Raw genomic sequence first — 17,922 nt, forward strand, 5'->3', positions numbered from 1 at the left:
TTAATCGCAATATGACGACCGCACACTGGCTTTATTGGATTGAGAAGCCGTACTTCCAACAGGTTGACACTTTAAAACAACTGGCACCCCACCATCTGCGAGCACATGACGCAAGAACGGCATGGTGACGCGCCGCTTGGCAGCCAGCGATTCACGATCGAGTCTGTCGAGCAACATAAGCAACCTGCCTAAATCACGATCACCATGACTCAGCAGCCACTCAATCGCAGCCTCATCCAGCACGAGACCACGACGTTGAGCACGCTCACGCAACACTGCTGCACGGCCGACATCATCGAGCGTGGGCAACGCAATGCGGATGCATTGCGCCACCCGTGAACGTAAATCCGGCAACGTCAACCCAAGACCATCAGGCATGGCACGTGCCGTATACAGCAACGTGATACCGGCCGCCCGCGCACGATTGTGAAAGTCGAATAACGCAATCTCGTCCTCACGCATGCCAGCGATCGCCTCCAAACCATCCAGGACAACCAGCACACAGCCCTGCAGCGCTTCCAATGCATCGCGCAGATGCCCTGCAGCAACCTGTAGCGGCAAGTAGGCCACTGACTGTCCAACCTGTTCGGCAGCCGCACACAACGCCAATGCCAAATGAGTCTTACCACTGCCAGAGACACCCACAAGATAGACCCAATCCCGCAACCGCTCATCGACCACAGCCCTTAGTTGCGCAATCAGCCCGGAGGGGGCTTGCAGATAAGTATCCAAACGCTGATCAGAAGAATAGCGCAAGGCCAGTGGCAGCTGCGAAACACTCACACCGAACCCTTCCCACCATCACGGTTTTCATCGCGTTTATGCTGATCCAACACGCCCCCCAAACACTCACCTCTATAAAACTCACCTTGGATATAACGCTCGTGCGCGTAACGTAACAACACATTAACCACAGCAGAGACAGGCAACGCCAGCAACATACCAACGAAACCGAACAACTGCCCGCCAGCCATCACCGAGAAAATGACCGCCACTGGATGCAAACCGATTTTGTCACCAACGATGCGCGGAGTCAGCACGTAGCTCTCCAGAAGTTGGCCAACCACGAATACTCCACCGACCAAAACCAACAACTTCAAATCCAACCCATGCACCTGCACGATGACAGCAATGAGTGCCAGTACCACACCAGTGATCGCACCTAAATACGGGATAAAACTGATCAGGCCAGCAATCAGGCCAATCAGCAAACCAAGCTTGAGTCCGACCAGCGACAAGCCAACAGCATAGATCACACCTAAGGCCAGCATGACCAGGAACTGACCACGGATGAAAGCACCAAGCACCTCATTTACCTCGGTCACCAACCGACTGACGGTACCGGTATAGGGGCGCGGAATGGCGGTTGCAACACGCTCAACCCACTTGTCCCAGTCACGCAAAAAATAGAAGCTCAAGATCGGCAACAATACCAAGTTGATGACCCACGTCACCATGACGAAACCGGAACGCGACACATAACCGAAAAGCCCCCGGGCCACGCCCCCAGCCTGCTCCCAATTACTGTGCATCCATTGGATCAGTTGCTCCGGATCTAACCAATTTCTCAGCTGCGACCCGGTTTTTTGCTCGATCCAGGGAATCGCGATACGAATCACCCAATCATGCATCTGTGGCAGCGTATTGATCAGAGTCATCACTTGGCGCTCGATCAAAGGCACAAAAATCATCAGTATCAGCACCAGCACCAGCAGTATCAGCAAAAATACCGAGGTAACAGCCATACCACGCGAAACACCAGCCCGCTCAATCCTGTCCACCAGCGGATCCCCCAACCATCCCAGGAAAACCGACAGAGCGAATGGGATAAGCACTGGAGTGAGCAACCAAGCCATCCAAAGGATACCCGCCGCTAACACATACCACTTCAATCGACGTAGGAACCTGGCGATTTCGGCTTCGGGCGAAAGCGTCATTTCAGAAGATACTCCACAGGCTCGCCTTCCATCTGTCGCGGCTCCAGCAGCGGCGCAGCAACCGGTTGCAACGGATTATCGCCGCCAAGCATCCGATTTAGGCCGGTGATACCTGTCATCAAATCCAGATACACCTCTAGACGTTCAGCACTTGCCTTCACCGGGAGGATGCTTCGTACCACAGGAACTCTCTGCAATGCAGCAGACACGCGCAAGTAATCGTCGGCACTATGGATGCCGTTAATTCCGACCCGGTAGACTCCGGGTGTACCCGTCAGCGGCACCTTGGCATAGTGCTTGACCAAAGCGTCAGCAGCACCGTCAGCGCCATCCGCCATCACACGCAGAGCATCCCCATTGCTGCTGGACCAACTCGCCACTCGCTCACCACCATCCACAAAAATCCAGTCTGCAGCCCAACCACTCCCTGAACGGTACAATTTGCCAACCAACTGCATCGGAGGTGCATAGCGAACTGAAGCAGCCACTACCGCATTGACATCGCGCCGCCAAATGGCAGCAACCAACGCTTGCTCTTCCGTCAGGCCAGCTGGCAAACCTAAGCTATAGCCACGCTCAATTGCACGATTGAGCACACTGCGCACCGCATTGGACTGCTGTACCCCAACTAAACGCGGACCACTGCCGTCATCAATCGCCAGCCACAGCACTGGCTTGGGCCTAGGTTGCGGCCATATTGACAATCCCAGTGCGCCCGCCAAGGCATCGACTTCATCCGGACGAAAGCGCACCATCAGCATGGTACGTGAAATCGGCGCTCCACCGGGCGAAGTTGCCTGAGCTTGACGATAGTCATAGCTGTCGACCAAAGCAGCCGCATCGCGCAATGCTTGGGACACCTCGGGGCGTAACTTCTCGTTGCGATTACCGGTGAGTTTGCCAAGAACAATCGACAGCGCCCGCGCTATGCCAGCTTTCCGGTCAACATCACTCTGACTATTCACCAGCACCTGGGTCTCGTAAATACCTTGATCCTTGGCCACATCGCCCTCGGTATGCAGAGTACGTTGGGCCAAAGCCGGAACGACTGGCACCGCGGTACACAAAGCAATCAACAGGAAAAGACTGTGGCGCATCGATAGTTCCATGGCATGGGATATCTGAAGTGGGGATTGTTGCCCGAATAAGGCATTGCAGCCAAATCCAGCCTGTTAACATTGCAAGGATTCCCTATCAAGCTCCCGCTTCCCGTGACAACTCCAATTTCCCCAAGCCCCACACCACTGACCTATCGCGATGCTGGGGTCGACATCGACGCTGGTCATGCACTCGTCGAACGGATCAAGCCGTTGGTTAAACGCAGCTTCCGACCCGAGGTCATGAGTGGACTGGGTGGTTTCGGTGCATTGTTCAACCTGGCCGGCAAATATAAGGAGCCTGTGTTGGTCTCCGGCACGGACGGTGTCGGCACCAAACTGAAATTGGCACAGCAATTGAACCGACACAATACTATCGGAATTGATTTGGTGGCGATGTGTGTTAACGACGTACTGGTACAGGGCGCTGAGCCGTTGTTCTTCCTGGACTACTTTGCGACCAGCAAGCTGGATATAGACACCGCTACAGCAGTGATCGGCGGTATCGCACTTGGCTGCGAGCAATCCGGCTGCGCACTGATCGGCGGCGAAACCGCCGAAATGCCAGATATGTATCTACCCGGTGAATACGATCTGGCGGGTTTCTGTGTCGCTGCTGTCGAGAAGTCGCAACTGCTGGATGGCAGCCAAGTACGCGAAGGGGATGTACTCATTGGTATCGCTTCCTCAGGGCCGCACTCAAATGGCTACTCATTAATACGTCGCATCTATGAGCGCGCCGGATCACCTGATGATCTGGATATCGGAGGAACTCGCCTGATCGACGCATTAATGGCGCCCACCACGCTGTACGTCAAACCGGTACTGGCACTCCTGCAAACACGAAGTGAGGCGATCCACGCAATGGCCCACATCACCGGAGGTGGACTGACCGAGAACATCATCCGCGTCATCCCTCCCAGCCTGGGCTTGGACCTCGACACCAGCGCTTGGCCACAGCCGCCAGTGTTCCAGTGGCTGCAGCACGAAGGCACCGTAACCGATACGGAGATGTGGCGCACTTTCAACTGCGGTATCGGCTTCGTACTAGTAACCGCAGCCAACCAGGTCTCCTCCCTGCGACAGGCACTGGACCACCAAGGCTTGGCACATTGGCGAATAGGCCAGGTAATCACTCATGCCGGCAATGAGCGTGTACGCATCAGCTGAAGCGACAGCAACATATATATCCACCACATCAGCTGCCACTGTGCTTGGCTATTTTTTCCCCTTCATCCTTACTTAGGAAATCTACTGCTTGAGACCATCCTCCCCTCCGTTACGCCTCGCCGTCCTGGGTTCAGGACGTGGCAGTAATCTGCAGGCCATACTTGATGCCATCGCTACCGGCCGGCTGCATGCCGAGGTGGTTGGAGTATTTTCCAATCGTCCCGACGCACCGGCACTCACCAAAGTGTCACCCTCACAACGCTGGAGTGCTGATCCACGCGACTACCCTGATCGCACTACCTTCGACGCGACGCTAAGCGCGGCGATCGCCACCGCAACACCGGACTGGGTGGTGTGCGCCGGCTACATGCGCATCCTCAGCGCAACATTTATAGAACGCTTCCCCAACCGAATCCTTAACATCCATCCCTCACTGTTACCCAAATACCGAGGCTTACACACTCATGCACGCGCACTGGCAGCAGGCGAGGCTGAACACGGTGCCAGCGTCCATCTTGTTGTACCAGAACTAGACGCTGGAACAGTACTGGCCCAGGCGGTAGTGCCCATCCTTACCAACGACACAGCGGAAACGCTAGCCGAGCGCGTACTGGTACACGAGCACCTACTGCTCGTCGCCACCTTAGAGCTGCTTGCAAACAGTCGCTTGACGATCACCGGACCAACACCACAATTGGACACTCAGTACCTGTTTACGCCACTGCGCCTAGATTCACAGGGATATCTCACCCATTGAACATGGACACATCATCAGGACCCTCACTGGAGCACCCTTTTCTTACCACCGGACTGTGCCACGTATGAATCGCCTCCTGTCGTCAGTGCCCCTGTCCCTGGCCACACTACTAATCGCCGTCACACCGGTCATAACGCAATCGGCACCGAATAGATCAGTACCACTGGTCAAAGACATGCCGACACCAACCGCTACGCTGCCCCAAGAATCCACATCCCCCACCACCTCACCCACGCCGGTAACATTGCCTGCCGCTGAATGGAACGCACCGCCACTGCTGCCATTCGTAGCGACCTATCGGGCCTTCTACCATGGTGAGGAAGCCGGCGACGCAACCATGCAGGTCAGCCACAGCAACAACAACCAGTGGCAGGTGAAGCTGATAATACGTGGGCGACGCGGCTTCGCCAGCGTGCTTGGTTTGAACATCGAGCAGAGCACAATGTTCGAGATTCACAATAGTGTCTACGTGCCCCTCACCCAAAGCACGGTGAAAAAGGCATTGTTATTCGGCAAAAAAGTTAACGGGATCTACGACTGGAATGCCGGCACAGCTCAGTGGACTGGCGACTTGAAGAAAGAACAGCACCAACCGATCCAACTTCTACCTGGCGACCAAAGCATACTGCTACTGAACCTATCGTTGATACGCGACGCCATGCCCAACCGCACGCTTAGCTACCGCTGTATCGACATCGGCAAAATACGACACTATGACTACCGTACCGCCAACACCACTGAACCATTGCAAGTCGGTGACCTAAGTTACGATGCACTGCGCATCCATCAGATTAACAGTGGCAAGAACCAGACCATCCTGTGGATCGCCAACGGCGTACCGACCCCAATACGCATCCTGCAACGCAAAAATGGCGAGGACGAGATTGACTTGCGCCTCATCGATTACCAAGGAGCTTGAACCATGACAATGTCCCGGATCCTATGCACCCTCGCCACTGTCAGTCTGGCCCTGACCAGCTTGCCAGGACTGGCAATGCAACCATTCAACCTCGAATACCAAGCCAAGTACATGGGCATGCAGGCCAACAGCACAATGATCCTGACGATGATCGGCACTAACCAGTGGCGCTATACCCTGCACATCCAGAATCAACTGGTCGACTTGACCCAGAGCACCGTATTCGATGAAAACAATAGCCAATTGCGCCCACTCAGCAATGATGATGTTTCGACGCTAGTCGTCAAAAAGCGCAAGATACAAGCACAGTACGACTGGGATAACCTCCAAGCAACGTGGAGCGGCGATATCAAACCGGACCGACGCGGCCCAGTGATGCTCAAGGAAGGCGATATGGACGGACTCCTGATCAACCTAGCAATCGTGCGCGATGTACAGGCCGGTAAACAACTGTTGAGCTACCGCATGGTTGATGCGGGAAAAATCAAGCCAATGACCTACACTGTAGTCGGCAAAGAAAACATGACCGTTAACGGTCAGACGCAGCAAGCAACCAAGGTCTCCCGCACTGACGGCAATAATGAAATCAGCGCCTGGATTGTCCCCGGTCTCCCGATACCAGCACGCTTACTGCAAAAAGAGAACGGCCAGAACGCATTAGAACTAATCATCAAATCACTGGATTGATCCTCACATCTCTGCTGCAACATGCGCCCCCCCCTGCAAACCACCGACACTCAATACTCACAATCAACGACTTCAGCAACGTCCAATAATAGATATCGTTTTTTTATACGTACGCTCAATCCAAACAAAAGAGACCACCTTACCCGGCAGACACCACATGGTGCCAGCAACCATGCAAGCAAGCAGATGTTTGACGCTACACACTGGCAACTGTAGATAGGCCAATCATGCCCCCTCATTCACGGATCAGCTTTAGGGCCACGCCACATTGTTTGCAGCAGCTTGTCGAAAACACTACGACACCACCGAGCATTAGCCTCACCGGCTTCTTCTTTTGCGGCTGTTCCTGCACATCCCCGATATAGCAACGGCTCATGTCCAGTTGCACGTAGCAGTTTTACTTATGACACACGCATGTTCTCAGGGAACTGATCCGCCCCACAACACTTTAGAGAATGTCATTCCATTTCCGCAGCCATTGATATGTATAAGGTGTTGATACGCTCATCGGACTACGCACAATATCCCTCATGCGTTGTTTATTAAGAACAATGATCTAAGTTCATCACACCCCCCAGCCCGCAACACGCTCCAACACCACCGCACCGGATGTACCAAGACGCGCGCGCAACACCTCCGTCACCCATGCCAGTGCAGTGCACAAGACCGTTTGGGCATTGGACGTCGCATCGATCACTCGTTTAGCTGGCAATTCCAGTGCTAGGAAAATGTCACGACAACGTGCCAGATTTTCCATGGTTTCGAAGTGATTTGGCGTGTTGCCACGTTCCCAGATACGCTGTAAACCGATCGCTGGCGGTACATCAAGCAGCAACAGAAGGTGCGGACGTGGAGCAAACGCATTGGCCTCAAGTAAAGCATCCACTGGCAACCCGGCTGCTCCCTGGTAAGCCACCATCGACGGGAAATAGCGGTCCAAGATCACGACCGAACCACGGGCGAGAACAGGAATAATGAGGTCTTCGACATGCTGGCGGCGGTCGCGCAACAACAAATCGACCTCATGCTCCGGGGAAAAACGCCCGGTAGAAGCCGACTGTCGCAACAGAGTGCCCCATGGGCCGTTGGTCGGCTCCTTACTGATCACCGTTTCGAACCCGGCACGCCGCAACGTCACCGCTAAGGTCTGGGCTAAGGTGGTCTTCCCAGCACCATCGATCCCCTCAATGGCGACGAGCATTCCACCTGGAATAATCTGATCATGCATCGGCCTACTTTAACCGACCACTATGCATCCTAATAAGCCTCGTGCCATGACCAGCCATTCCACTCGCCGCACACCTGCCCGTCTGCAACAAACACCGCACAAACGTGAGCACCTGGAAACCTCTCCCCACATCGTAAACAAGACCACATCACAGCAAAGCTGTGCTATTTGAATCAGCCCTACTACCTGTACAAAACGCCCCTCCAAGGGATGCACCATTTGTACGGCGCCTTAGGCAATCCAGCGCAGCTCCAGTTACCAATCACTCCAGAAACACACATACGAGATGTAATACATCGACCGTCAGATCATCGCAACTACCGAGCCCAACACTGACAACAATCGCTACAGATCGATACGTCCAACACACACAAGCACCGCGTGCCGCAACGACCTGCAAGACACAGCCTGTACGATGAATCACACCATCGAAACACAGAAACAGATGTACAGAAACCCAATCTCTGGCGGATTGCCAGCAATTCATTGAGCCAGACTCAGTCACTCTCAACCTCGAAGACATCAAACGGCTGGATCGTCAACAAACATACCCAGAACACACGACCGGTACCGATCAATACCAAACACGCTGCCAAATGGTGCAATGACGATCACGACTCACCAACGCACAACGCAACTCAAAGAGAAAAATCGTCAACACAAGCGCGGGATACCAACTATCCCACCCATCGTTCGAAATATGGGGGGACATCGACAAAAAAGAGACAGCCTGCAAGGACTACTACATGTGAACATACAAAAATCACTGTACGCCCTAGTGGAACCTTAAACGTCGTCACACATTGCCAGCGTGACACATCGCATCCGTAATGTTTACAGTTCTTCTGTTTAATCTCACTACAAGACCATCTCCCTTGCCATTGGAACTTTTGGAATGCCACATACATATCGATGGTTACCTCTATGCCTCTCTGTCGCTGTCACCCTTGCAAGTTGCAACCGTGACACACAAGCGCCGGCGCCCGTCCCCACACCAAAACCAACGCCCAAGACAAAGAACACCGACCTAGATCTCACCACACTACCGCCCGTCGCACGTTTCGTCACGTCGGATCTGGATCATACCGGTAACCCATGTAATGACCTGCACACCTATGTCAATGGCAACTGGCTGAAAGCCAATCCTGTACCGAGCGACCGCACCAGCTGGGGCGCATTCGAAATGCTGGACGAACGTTCCAATGCAATCCAGCACCAACTGGTCGAACGCGCCGCCGCCGACCCCAAGAGTAGCGGCATCGAGAAAATCCTCAGCGACCTATGGAACACGGGCATGGACGAAGCCAAGATCGAAGCCCAAGGGATAGACCCGCTGAAGGCGGAGCTGGCTGCAATCGACGCCATCACCGACCGGAACAACTTGGTGAACTACCTACGCAGCACAGCGGCCAAGGGCAGAGGTGAACTATTCGCGTTCAGTGCCTCCCCCGACTTCCGCGACTCCACCCGCAACATCGCCTACGTCAGCCAGAGCGGGCTAGGCCTGCCTGATCCGGAGTACTACACCAAACCGGCCAACAAAAACAAACTCCAAGCCTACCAAGCGCATATCGCCAAGGTATTGGAATTATCCGGAACAGCCGCCACTGATGCCGCCAAGCAAGCCGAGCAGGTGATCGCGTTTGAAACTCGCCTGGCCAAGGTCTCCAAAACCAGCGAACAACTCGCACGTGACACAGCCCTGCAATACAACCCGGTCACCCCAGCCCAGGCAGACAAATTGACCCCACACTGGTCATGGAGTGAAACGTTCAAGACCCAAGGCGTGCCGCTGCCAGAAATGTTCTCCCTCGCAATTCCAGCCTTCCACAAGGAAGTGGATCGGATGCTGACTGATACCGACCCCGCAATATGGCGCGCCTACCTGCGCTTCCACACCGTCGACAGTGCCTCACCGTACCTGAGCCGGCCATTCGTGGACGAACACTTCGCGTTCTGGAACAACACCATGCGTGGGCAGAAGGAAATCAAACCACGCTGGAAGCGAGTGTTGAACACAATCAATGGCCAAACTGGTGAAGCACTAGGGCAGCTTTATGTCAAAGCTGCCTTCCCGGCTGAATCCAAAGTTAAGATGGAAGCACTGGTTGACCATTTGCGTACCGCGCTTAAGGCACGCATCGAAAAACTGGACTGGATGAGCCCGGCCACTAAATCCAAAGCATTGAAAAAGTGGGAAAGCTTCACAGCCAAGATCGGCTATCCAGACAAATGGCGCTCCTGGGATGGCCTGCAAACCAACCGCGACAGTTACCTGGGCAACGTACTGAGTGCACAGCAATTCAACTACGCATGGAACCTCTCTAAGATCGGCAAACCTGTGGACAAGACCGAATGGGACATGCCGCCACAAATGGTGAATGCCTACTACAACCCGCAGCAGAACGAAATCGTGTTTCCAGCCGCTATCCTGCAACCGCCGTTCTTCGATCCGGATGCACCACCGGAAAGCAACTACGGCGGCATCGGTGCAGTGATCGGCCATGAAATGACCCATGGCTACGATGACCAAGGCAGTCGCTTTGGACCAACAGGCAACTTCGAGCAATGGTGGACCAAGACCGATGCCAAAGCCTTCTCAACACGTACCGCGAAGTTGGTGACCCAGTTCAACGGCTACCGTACTGAGGATGGAAGCCAAGTCAACGGCTCACTGACCTTGGGCGAGAACATTGCCGACTTGGGTGGAATAAACACAGCCTACGACGCTATGAAGACCGCTACTGCTGGACAAGCGGACCCGAAAACCGACGGAATTACCCGTGACCAACGTTTCTTCTATAACTGGGCAACAGTGTGGCGCAGCCAACAAACCCCAGAAGAACAGGCAATGCGACTGAAAACCGATCCACATGCCCCGTCACGTTTCCGTGCGATCGGTGCGCCATCGAATATGCCAAGCTTCGCCGAAGCATTCAGCTGCAAACCAAGCGACGCGATGGTTCGCCGTGGTGATCAGCAAGTCGTCATCTGGTGAGAACCATGATCCGCCCTGCATCACGCAGGGCGGGCAAGTGCAGCTGATCTAAACCATCCCAGCAACCCAGCAAACAGCCTCTGGAATTTCACAGACCATCCCCATTTTTTTATGCGTCCGACCTATTGAGTCTTCAATCACAAAAATGACAAACAGAAGTTGTCTAGATCACACCACAGCCACGATGTTCCCTAAGCGACTGATCTTCGGATCAGCATCATTGCCGCACACGCGGCGCCGCTGCAATCAACAACAGCATCACTGGGCCAACACAGCCATGACACCCCATTCTGGATTTTGCCCTCGTTGGCATCGACCCCATTGCTTGGGGCACCTTTCAATCGAAAGGAAGGAATACATCTTTCTGACTCCTCCATCTGACGAAGTGGCCAAGCCAAGTACACATCAGCAACATAAATATCCATCTGCAAGACAACATCAAGGACCTGATGCACTGTACATTCCGCACAGTTCTCAGCGATGCACGTCTCCACCATCTGGCGCAGACTCCACAATCAACCGGCAATAACGCGCTCACCGGGCGAACAGAGCAACGGCGCAAAGCAGGGATAGAACTCACTGATAGTGACAACAACGACATTGCCACGAGAAACATGGATTACAGCATTCCTCTCACCCGATAACAAAGCCGGTGCATACCGGAACATCGGAATACCGCCGGGAGCAACACTGCAAGGATGACGCTCCTGCACATTCAACATCTTGCATCTACATTAAAGACATGTTGTGTAGAGCGCTCATACAGACACAACCATTCAACTCCACTCAACCACTTCACAACTTGACACAGTGCGATCGAATGTCGAATCCACTCCCCGCACCTGTAACCCTGTAACAACACACGTTCCTTAACGCTCAAGCCAAACGATTCCCACCTGCCACGTTACAGTCCAAGCACGCATCGTCATGTTTGATTGCATCAGCATTGCTCAGGTACGCTTACTGCCCTTTATGGGCTAGACGCAGGAATTTTGATGTCCCGGCAACATGCGTATTCACGCGACGAACTGCTGGCAACCGCCCGTGGCGAACTTTTCAGCCACAGCAACGCCCGCCTGCCGAATGATCCGATGCTGATGTTTGACCGGATCACCGAAATTTATGCCGACGGCGGTGCCCACGGCAAAGGTCTAGTCAATGCGGAACTTGATATTCGACCAGACCTGTGGTTCTTCGGCTGTCATTTCCTTAGTGACCCAGTCATGCCGGGCTGCCTCGGTCTGGACGCGATGTGGCAACTGACTGGTTTTTTTCTAACATGGAGTGGTGCAACCCCAGGATACGGCCGTGCATTGGGCTGTGGCGAAGTTAAGTTCACAGGTCAAGTGCTGCCAAAAGCAAAGTTGGTACGTTACGAAGTGGAGATCACCAAGATTATCAACCGCACACTGGTCATTGGTCAGTCCAACGCCCGGATGTTGGTAGATGGCCGTGAAATCTATGTTGCCAAAGACCTCCGCGTGGGTATGTTTAACAGCACAGAGTCTTTTTAATACACCGTGTTTTAGCACCTGGATGAAATCCGAATTGCCGCCCCATCTCCTCTCCGGGCGGCGTACCTCCCTTAGCATAAACACAGCGTTACCAACCTAATACATGCACCTCTGTGCATCGCCCATCAGCAACACAGTGATGCTGGTCATTGCTAGACAATGAACAACACCGTTTCACACGTACATCTTCATACATACGCCTGTTTAGCTATACCAATATAAGCCAGCCGTCTCACACTAACCGCCAAAAAGTCGATCACACGTGCGAAATTGAGTGATGAGGATATGTTTTAGACGGGCAAGCAGCGCGCGAAAATGAAAAAGAACGCGCACCGAGGCAGCACCTGATGGCACCAAAAGTTTTCAGCAAGGAACGCCTCCACGCTTGCCCAAAGTAACCATTGCCCGTTGCAGCCTCACTGATGAACGATTGTGAAAATCCTATATGTTCAGTGATGTCCCGCTGAGTCAGTTGTACCTCTCTGGGTGCCTTACGGACATGATGGACACAGATCAGCCGTTCCGCAGGAACGCTTCCTTTTGTATTGCATTACCGGGATATCAATTGTTCGGTACCTGAGCGACTGCGACTCCCCTTTACCAAACACGCTGCTACTTCCTGAAGGCCACAATCGCTAGGACCAGTGTCGCAAGCGGACAACGATCATCTGGGATACTTTGCGACAGTAACCCAGCTCTCAAAGTGCCTAACGACATACCTGTCAAAAATAAGCACGGCGCGAACACCTGGATAACAACAGCGGAAATGCGTGCCAGCCGCATACAGAGCCGCACATCGCTCTTGTTGGCACTCATTATCCGTTCTGCAAGCTTCGCGAACACGGCACCACCCTGCTTTCGGTGTTTTTAAACTGGGTTTGCTAACGAACACCATTAGAACTGCGTCCAGCACGCTTGAAGCTTGCGTGGCAGCAGGCGCATGGAGCGGAAATCGAGCCAGCACTGTGACCACACGCCACGTCATTCGCTATCACGCTTGTGTCGGTGTTTTTCTTGCTGACATAGATCACCTCCTGCTGCACACTGGCCGTGTTGTTTACACGCTTGTAATGTCACTGACCAGAAAGACCGTGAGGGCCGTCATAGCAATGATGAATGGCAAGTGATTGACACGGAGCACTGTGCTTTCAGGCTTAGAGTCGGGCGAAGCGTCAGGCGATGTTAGATCGTTTTCGGCCATTGCCATGACAGCTTACGAACCCATCACATCATGATGCCTGCAGATCAGGCAAATCATTGCAGTATCTTGGACAGCTTCACCCGGCATCAGCCAGGAATACTCGCAGTCACATCGCCCTCTGTGGAACCTGCACCCTATATTCGATACAGGTAACGGAACAAACGACTCCGCCTCGCCAATCGATACAACACCTGTACACCCGCTTGTATGCAGACACATCGAACACGGCTTTGCCACTGCAACGCACACGCCCAACGACATGCACTCACCGTCCACATGGAAAATAACTGCACAGCAGCCATACGTGAGCGTGCTTACCGAGGCCAGCTACAATGATGGCCCTATGAATGCCGTCTTACCTTTGCCATCTCACCTCAACGTCCCCATGGGGCCTACTCCAGACAAGGAGCACCGTGAGCAATGCAAGCTTGCCAAGCGCCTGCGCCGTCAAGTGGGCCAAGCCATCGCTAACTTTGGCATGATTGAAGCCAACGACAAGGTTATGGTTTGCTTGTCGGGCGGCAAAGACAGCTACACCTTGCTGGACATTCTGTTACGGCTGCGCGCAAAGGCACCGGTGCCGTTCGAGCTGACCGCCGTCAATTTGGATCAAAAGCAACCCGGCTTTCCCAAACACGTGCTGCCAGAGTACTTGACCAGTATCGGCGTGCCATACCACATCATTGAGCAAGACACCTATTCGGTAGTCACCCGTGTCGTCCCCGAAGGTAAAACCCTATGCGCGCTCTGCTCGCGGATGCGCCGCGGAGCACTGTACGCCTATGCCGAGGCACAAGGCTTCACCAAGATCGCGCTGGGCCACCATCGCGATGATATGGTCGCGACGTTCTTTATGAATCTGTTTCACCACGCCAAACTATCAGGGATGCCACCGAAGCTGCGCAGCGACAATGGCAAACATGTGGTGATTCGCCCACTGGCCTACGTCACCGAAGCCGACATCGTTGCTTACGCCAATACACGCCGCTTCCCCATCATTCCTTGCAATTTATGTGGCAACCAAGAAAACCTGCAACGCAAGCAGGTGGGGCTGATGCTCAAAACGTGGGAGAAGGAACACCCAGGCCGAACCGAACAGATCGCACGTGCATTGGGCAACATTTGCCCCTCACAATTAGCCGACCGTTCGCTGTTCGACTTCATGTCATTGGGTCGACACAGCAACGACATGTTGCCTGACGCACACGCCTGGCTGGCAAGCGACCTGATCGGCGATACGGCCTCATAAGGCAATGGCCTTCCCTTCCCATTTCCATCGGATCCTCAATGTTCTTTCGCAATCTGACGTTGTTTCGCTTCCCAACTTCGCTGGATTTCTCACACATCGATACCGTGTTGCCCAACGCACGGTTGCGTCCGGTCGGCCCTTTGGAGATGACATCGCGTGGGTTTATCTCACCCTTTGGGCGTGAAGAGCAGGAGGTACTCAACCAACGCCAGGGCGACTTCCTGTGGCTGACCGTCGGTAGTGAGGACAAGATCCTGCCTGCTTCGGTCGTCAACGACCTGCTAGCTCGCAAATGCGCCGAGATTGAGGAAAAGAAAGGTCAACCTCCAGGCGGGCGTGAGCGCAAGCGGATGAAAGACGATCTGATCCACGAACTGCTGCCTCGTGCCTTCATCAAAAACTCCCGCATCGATACGATGCTGGATCTGCGTCACGGCTACGTCGCCGTAGACACCGCAAGCCGTAAAACCGCTGAAACTGTCATCAGCGAGATCCGTGGCTTGCTCGGCAGCTTTCCGGCGCTGCCGCTCAACGCCGAAATCTCAATACGCTCAATGCTGACGAGCTGGATTGCTGGCGAGCCACTGCCCGAACACCTGAACCTGGGTGATGAGTGCGAAATGAAGGATTCCACTGAAGGCGGCGCGGTGATCAAGTGCCAGCACCAAGAGCTGCGCTGCGACGAGATCGACAAACACTTAGAAGTTGGCAAACAGGCGAGCAAGCTGGCACTCATCCTCGACGACCACGTCTCATTTGTACTCGGTGACGACCTCGTGATCCGCAAACTCAAATTCCTCGACGGCATGTTGGACCAGCTTGAACACAGCGAAGCCGACGGGATACGTGCTGAATTGGATGCGCGCTTCGCGTTGATGAGTGCTGAAGTACGACGTCTCTTTCTCTTGTTAGAAACTTCGCTGAAGTTGAGCAAAGCAGAAATCTAAGCGCGATAACGTCCAACACCTGAGCAACGTTATGCTTGGACCACCCTGTCCAGACTCACACACTGTCTGATGCCCCCCCTTCGAAAGCAACTGAAACACGACAGCATCCAATTGCAGACAAACGAGTGCAAGATTAATGTGCTGTGCGTGCGTAATCCGCGTGCGCGTCGGATCAAACTGAGCGTCGACGAGCGCGGTGTGCGCCTGACCCTGCCACCATGTGCCAGTCTGGACGCTGGCACCCGTTTTCTGCTTGAACAGCGCGCCTGGATCGAGACACAAATGGCTCGCTATGCCAGCGATGCGGCAGCGATACCGCTGCGTCGCGGCGAAACCGCCGTACTACCACTGCGTGATAAGCAGTTACCACTCCATTGGCGCGAGGGCCGCTACACACGACTGGAATTGGATGCGCATGGTTTACAGTTTCATATACCAACACACACCAACGACAGCGCATTACGACGCACACTCAAGGAGTTTTACGAGATACAGGGACATGCGGACATCAGTCGCTGGCTGCGGAAATACCTACCTGGCCTGCCACGTCCACCGACCCGGGTACGCCTGAAGCCCATGTCCTCACAATGGGGATCGCTTGCCCCGGACGGCCACATGGCACTGGATCTGGCGTTGGTGCTCGGTCGCCCCTCCGCATTCGAGTATGTGGTGGTGCATGAGTTGTGCCACCTGATCCAAGCTAACCACTCACCAGCGTTCTGGCACGAAGTCGAATGCCGCTTCCCCCTCTGGCGGCAGGAACGGCACTATTTTCATACCAGGGGGCGGATACTAAAAGCACAACTGCGCCGACTGTTGCAAGCCGAGTGAAGGACACGTGCCCGACGGCCCCCTCAGGACACAATCGTCACCTTTCCATATACCTTAATGCAATTGCTTGACTCGCCACCTCTGCACGCGAACCCAGCCCGCCACACCGAGGCAACCTGGGTCTATTTCGATTCCTTTGATACACCAGCATCAGCCAAAGCACTGTTCCTTCTGCTCATACAGTCAATGGAACGATCTTCCACAGTGCTTTATCTATGATCGGATCACTCCATAAACACAGTGATCCGTCGCAACACCAATGTGCTGAAAAGTAAACATTGCCTACAATGCACTGCACCAAACTCCAATGTGTAGAAAACAATGATGCACTTACATCACCGCACGTTGCGCCAGTCCAGCCAGCACCTGTACATGTGCCGGGTCATCATTGAGACAAGGAATGTAGTGCATCGTTGCACCACGCGCTGCCAGAGTTTCTGCAAAACCCAACGCCACCTCCTCCAGTGTCTCCAAGCAATCGACAGCAAAACCCGGGCAGACGAGATCGAAGCTACGTACACCAGACTCGGCAAGCGCCCACAACGTTGGCTCAGCATATGGTTGCAACCAACGTTCAGCGCCAAAGCGTGACTGATAACCGAGCAGCCACTCACTTGCACTCAAATCCAACGCTGAGGCAATCAAGGACGCACTGACCTGGCAGCGCTGCGGATAGGGATCACCGTCGTCAGCCACGCGCTGTGGCAGTCCATGGAAAGAGAACATCAGCTTCTCACTGCGACCGTGCGCTTGCCAATGCCTGCGAATCGAAGCAGCCACCGCGGCAACCCAAGTTGGCTCCTCGGCATAGTCTCGAATGAATTCGACCTGTACCTGCGGAGTACGCTTACACCAAACTTCAACCAAGTCCTGCACCGAGGCCGTGGTAGTGGTCGAATACTGAGGATACAGCGGTAATACCACGATCCGGCGTACATGCTGCGCATGCAGCGCATCTAGCGCCTTGGTGAAGGCAGGGACACCGTAGCGCATCGCCCAGACCACACGCCAATCAGGCAGATGTTGCATGAGCCCCTCGGCAAGGCGACGAGTATACACACTCAGCGGAGACCCTTCCTGCAACCAAACTTTGGCGTACTTCTTGGCTGAGCGCGGGCTGCGAATCGGCAAGATCACCATGTGCAGTAATGGCTTCCAAAACAACGGTGGAATCGAGACCACACGGCGATCACTTAGGAATTCGGCCAGATAGCGGCGCACCCCCGACGCAGTGGCCGCTTCCGGGGTACCGAGATTGACAATCAACAGAGCAGTATCGGAAGTGTGATTCATACGTGTTATTGTGACTAAATGGAACCTCGCTTCCGGATGCAAATGAGCTGATCATACCGATAAAGGGAGCACAGCCGCACTCATTACCGATTCA

At 54.2% G+C, this 17,922-nt stretch carries 14 protein-coding genes; 9 read left to right on the forward strand and 5 right to left on the reverse strand.

The annotated features are described in order from the left end of the window. Genes hda through PLS229_RS08970 form a run of 3 tightly spaced genes read right to left on the reverse strand, consistent with a single transcriptional unit; the run spans position 1 to position 3,034 of the window. Complete coding sequence (gene hda, locus PLS229_RS08960) at positions 1-783, reverse strand: DnaA regulatory inactivator Hda (RefSeq protein WP_081755397.1); 783 nt, start codon at positions 781-783, stop codon at positions 1-3. Then, the gene (locus PLS229_RS08965; protein WP_038270407.1) at positions 780-1,937 is read right to left on the reverse strand and encodes an AI-2E family transporter; all 1,158 of its coding nucleotides are present in this window, start codon (positions 1,935-1,937) and stop codon (positions 780-782) included. Before PLS229_RS08965 ends, hda begins: the two co-directional genes overlap by 4 nt. Continuing rightward, positions 1,934-3,034, reverse strand: coding sequence for a DUF2066 domain-containing protein (locus PLS229_RS08970; protein ID WP_162814105.1), 1,101 nt, complete (start codon positions 3,032-3,034; stop codon positions 1,934-1,936). Before PLS229_RS08970 ends, PLS229_RS08965 begins: the two co-directional genes overlap by 4 nt. A 147-nt stretch (positions 3,035-3,181) precedes the next feature. Here PLS229_RS08970 and purM point away from each other — a divergent pair, with 147 nt between their 5' ends. The 4 genes from purM to PLS229_RS08990 all read left to right on the forward strand — a co-directional run bounded on the left by purM (position 3,182) and on the right by PLS229_RS08990 (position 6,567). Continuing rightward, positions 3,182-4,204, forward strand: a complete 1,023-nt coding sequence (purM, locus tag PLS229_RS08975; RefSeq protein ID WP_162814119.1) for a phosphoribosylformylglycinamidine cyclo-ligase — start codon at positions 3,182-3,184, stop codon at positions 4,202-4,204. Between the two features lie 88 nt (positions 4,205-4,292). Then, positions 4,293-4,961, forward strand: coding sequence for a phosphoribosylglycinamide formyltransferase (purN, locus tag PLS229_RS08980; protein ID WP_038270404.1), 669 nt, complete (start codon positions 4,293-4,295; stop codon positions 4,959-4,961). 64 nt (positions 4,962-5,025) lie between these two features. Continuing rightward, positions 5,026-5,880, forward strand: coding sequence for a DUF3108 domain-containing protein (locus PLS229_RS08985; protein WP_038270403.1), 855 nt, complete (start codon positions 5,026-5,028; stop codon positions 5,878-5,880). 3 nt (positions 5,881-5,883) lie between these two features. After that, the gene (locus tag PLS229_RS08990; RefSeq protein WP_038270402.1) at positions 5,884-6,567 is read left to right on the forward strand and encodes a DUF3108 domain-containing protein; all 684 of its coding nucleotides are present in this window, start codon (positions 5,884-5,886) and stop codon (positions 6,565-6,567) included. A 565-nt stretch (positions 6,568-7,132) separates the two neighbouring features. Here PLS229_RS08990 and tmk read toward each other — a convergent pair. Then, positions 7,133-7,795 carry a dTMP kinase gene (tmk, locus tag PLS229_RS08995; protein ID WP_038270401.1) on the reverse strand — a complete coding sequence of 221 codons (663 nt, stop codon included), beginning with the start codon at positions 7,793-7,795 and terminating at the stop codon, positions 7,133-7,135. Between the two features lie 895 nt (positions 7,796-8,690). Here tmk and PLS229_RS09000 point away from each other — a divergent pair. From PLS229_RS09000 to PLS229_RS09020, 5 genes are all read left to right on the forward strand, one after another. Continuing rightward, positions 8,691-10,793 (forward strand): M13 family metallopeptidase, encoded by a 2,103-nt coding sequence (locus tag PLS229_RS09000; RefSeq protein WP_038270400.1) that lies wholly within the window; start codon positions 8,691-8,693, stop codon positions 10,791-10,793. A gap of 995 nt (positions 10,794-11,788) precedes the next feature. Beyond that, complete coding sequence (fabA, locus tag PLS229_RS09005; RefSeq protein ID WP_038270397.1) at positions 11,789-12,307, forward strand: 3-hydroxyacyl-[acyl-carrier-protein] dehydratase FabA; 519 nt, start codon at positions 11,789-11,791, stop codon at positions 12,305-12,307. Positions 12,308-13,851: 1,544 nt separating this feature from the next. Beyond that, a complete protein-coding gene (gene ttcA, locus PLS229_RS09010) occupies positions 13,852-14,757 on the forward strand; it encodes a tRNA 2-thiocytidine(32) synthetase TtcA (RefSeq protein ID WP_038270458.1) in 906 nt (301 codons plus the stop codon). A 38-nt stretch (positions 14,758-14,795) separates the two neighbouring features. Beyond that, a complete protein-coding gene (locus PLS229_RS09015) occupies positions 14,796-15,704 on the forward strand; it encodes a recombination-associated protein RdgC (RefSeq protein ID WP_038270395.1) in 909 nt (302 codons plus the stop codon). 69 nt (positions 15,705-15,773) lie between these two features. Further along, positions 15,774-16,535 (forward strand): YgjP family zinc-dependent metalloprotease, encoded by a 762-nt coding sequence (locus tag PLS229_RS09020; RefSeq protein WP_038270394.1) that lies wholly within the window; start codon positions 15,774-15,776, stop codon positions 16,533-16,535. 330 nt (positions 16,536-16,865) lie between these two features. Here PLS229_RS09020 and hemH read toward each other — a convergent pair whose 3' ends face one another. Continuing rightward, positions 16,866-17,828, reverse strand: coding sequence for a ferrochelatase (gene hemH, locus PLS229_RS09025; protein WP_038270393.1), 963 nt, complete (start codon positions 17,826-17,828; stop codon positions 16,866-16,868). Positions 17,829-17,922 lie beyond the last annotated feature (94 nt).

This window comes from Xylella taiwanensis (assembly GCF_013177435.1).
GTDB classification, from domain to species: domain Bacteria; phylum Pseudomonadota; class Gammaproteobacteria; order Xanthomonadales; family Xanthomonadaceae; genus Xylella; species Xylella taiwanensis.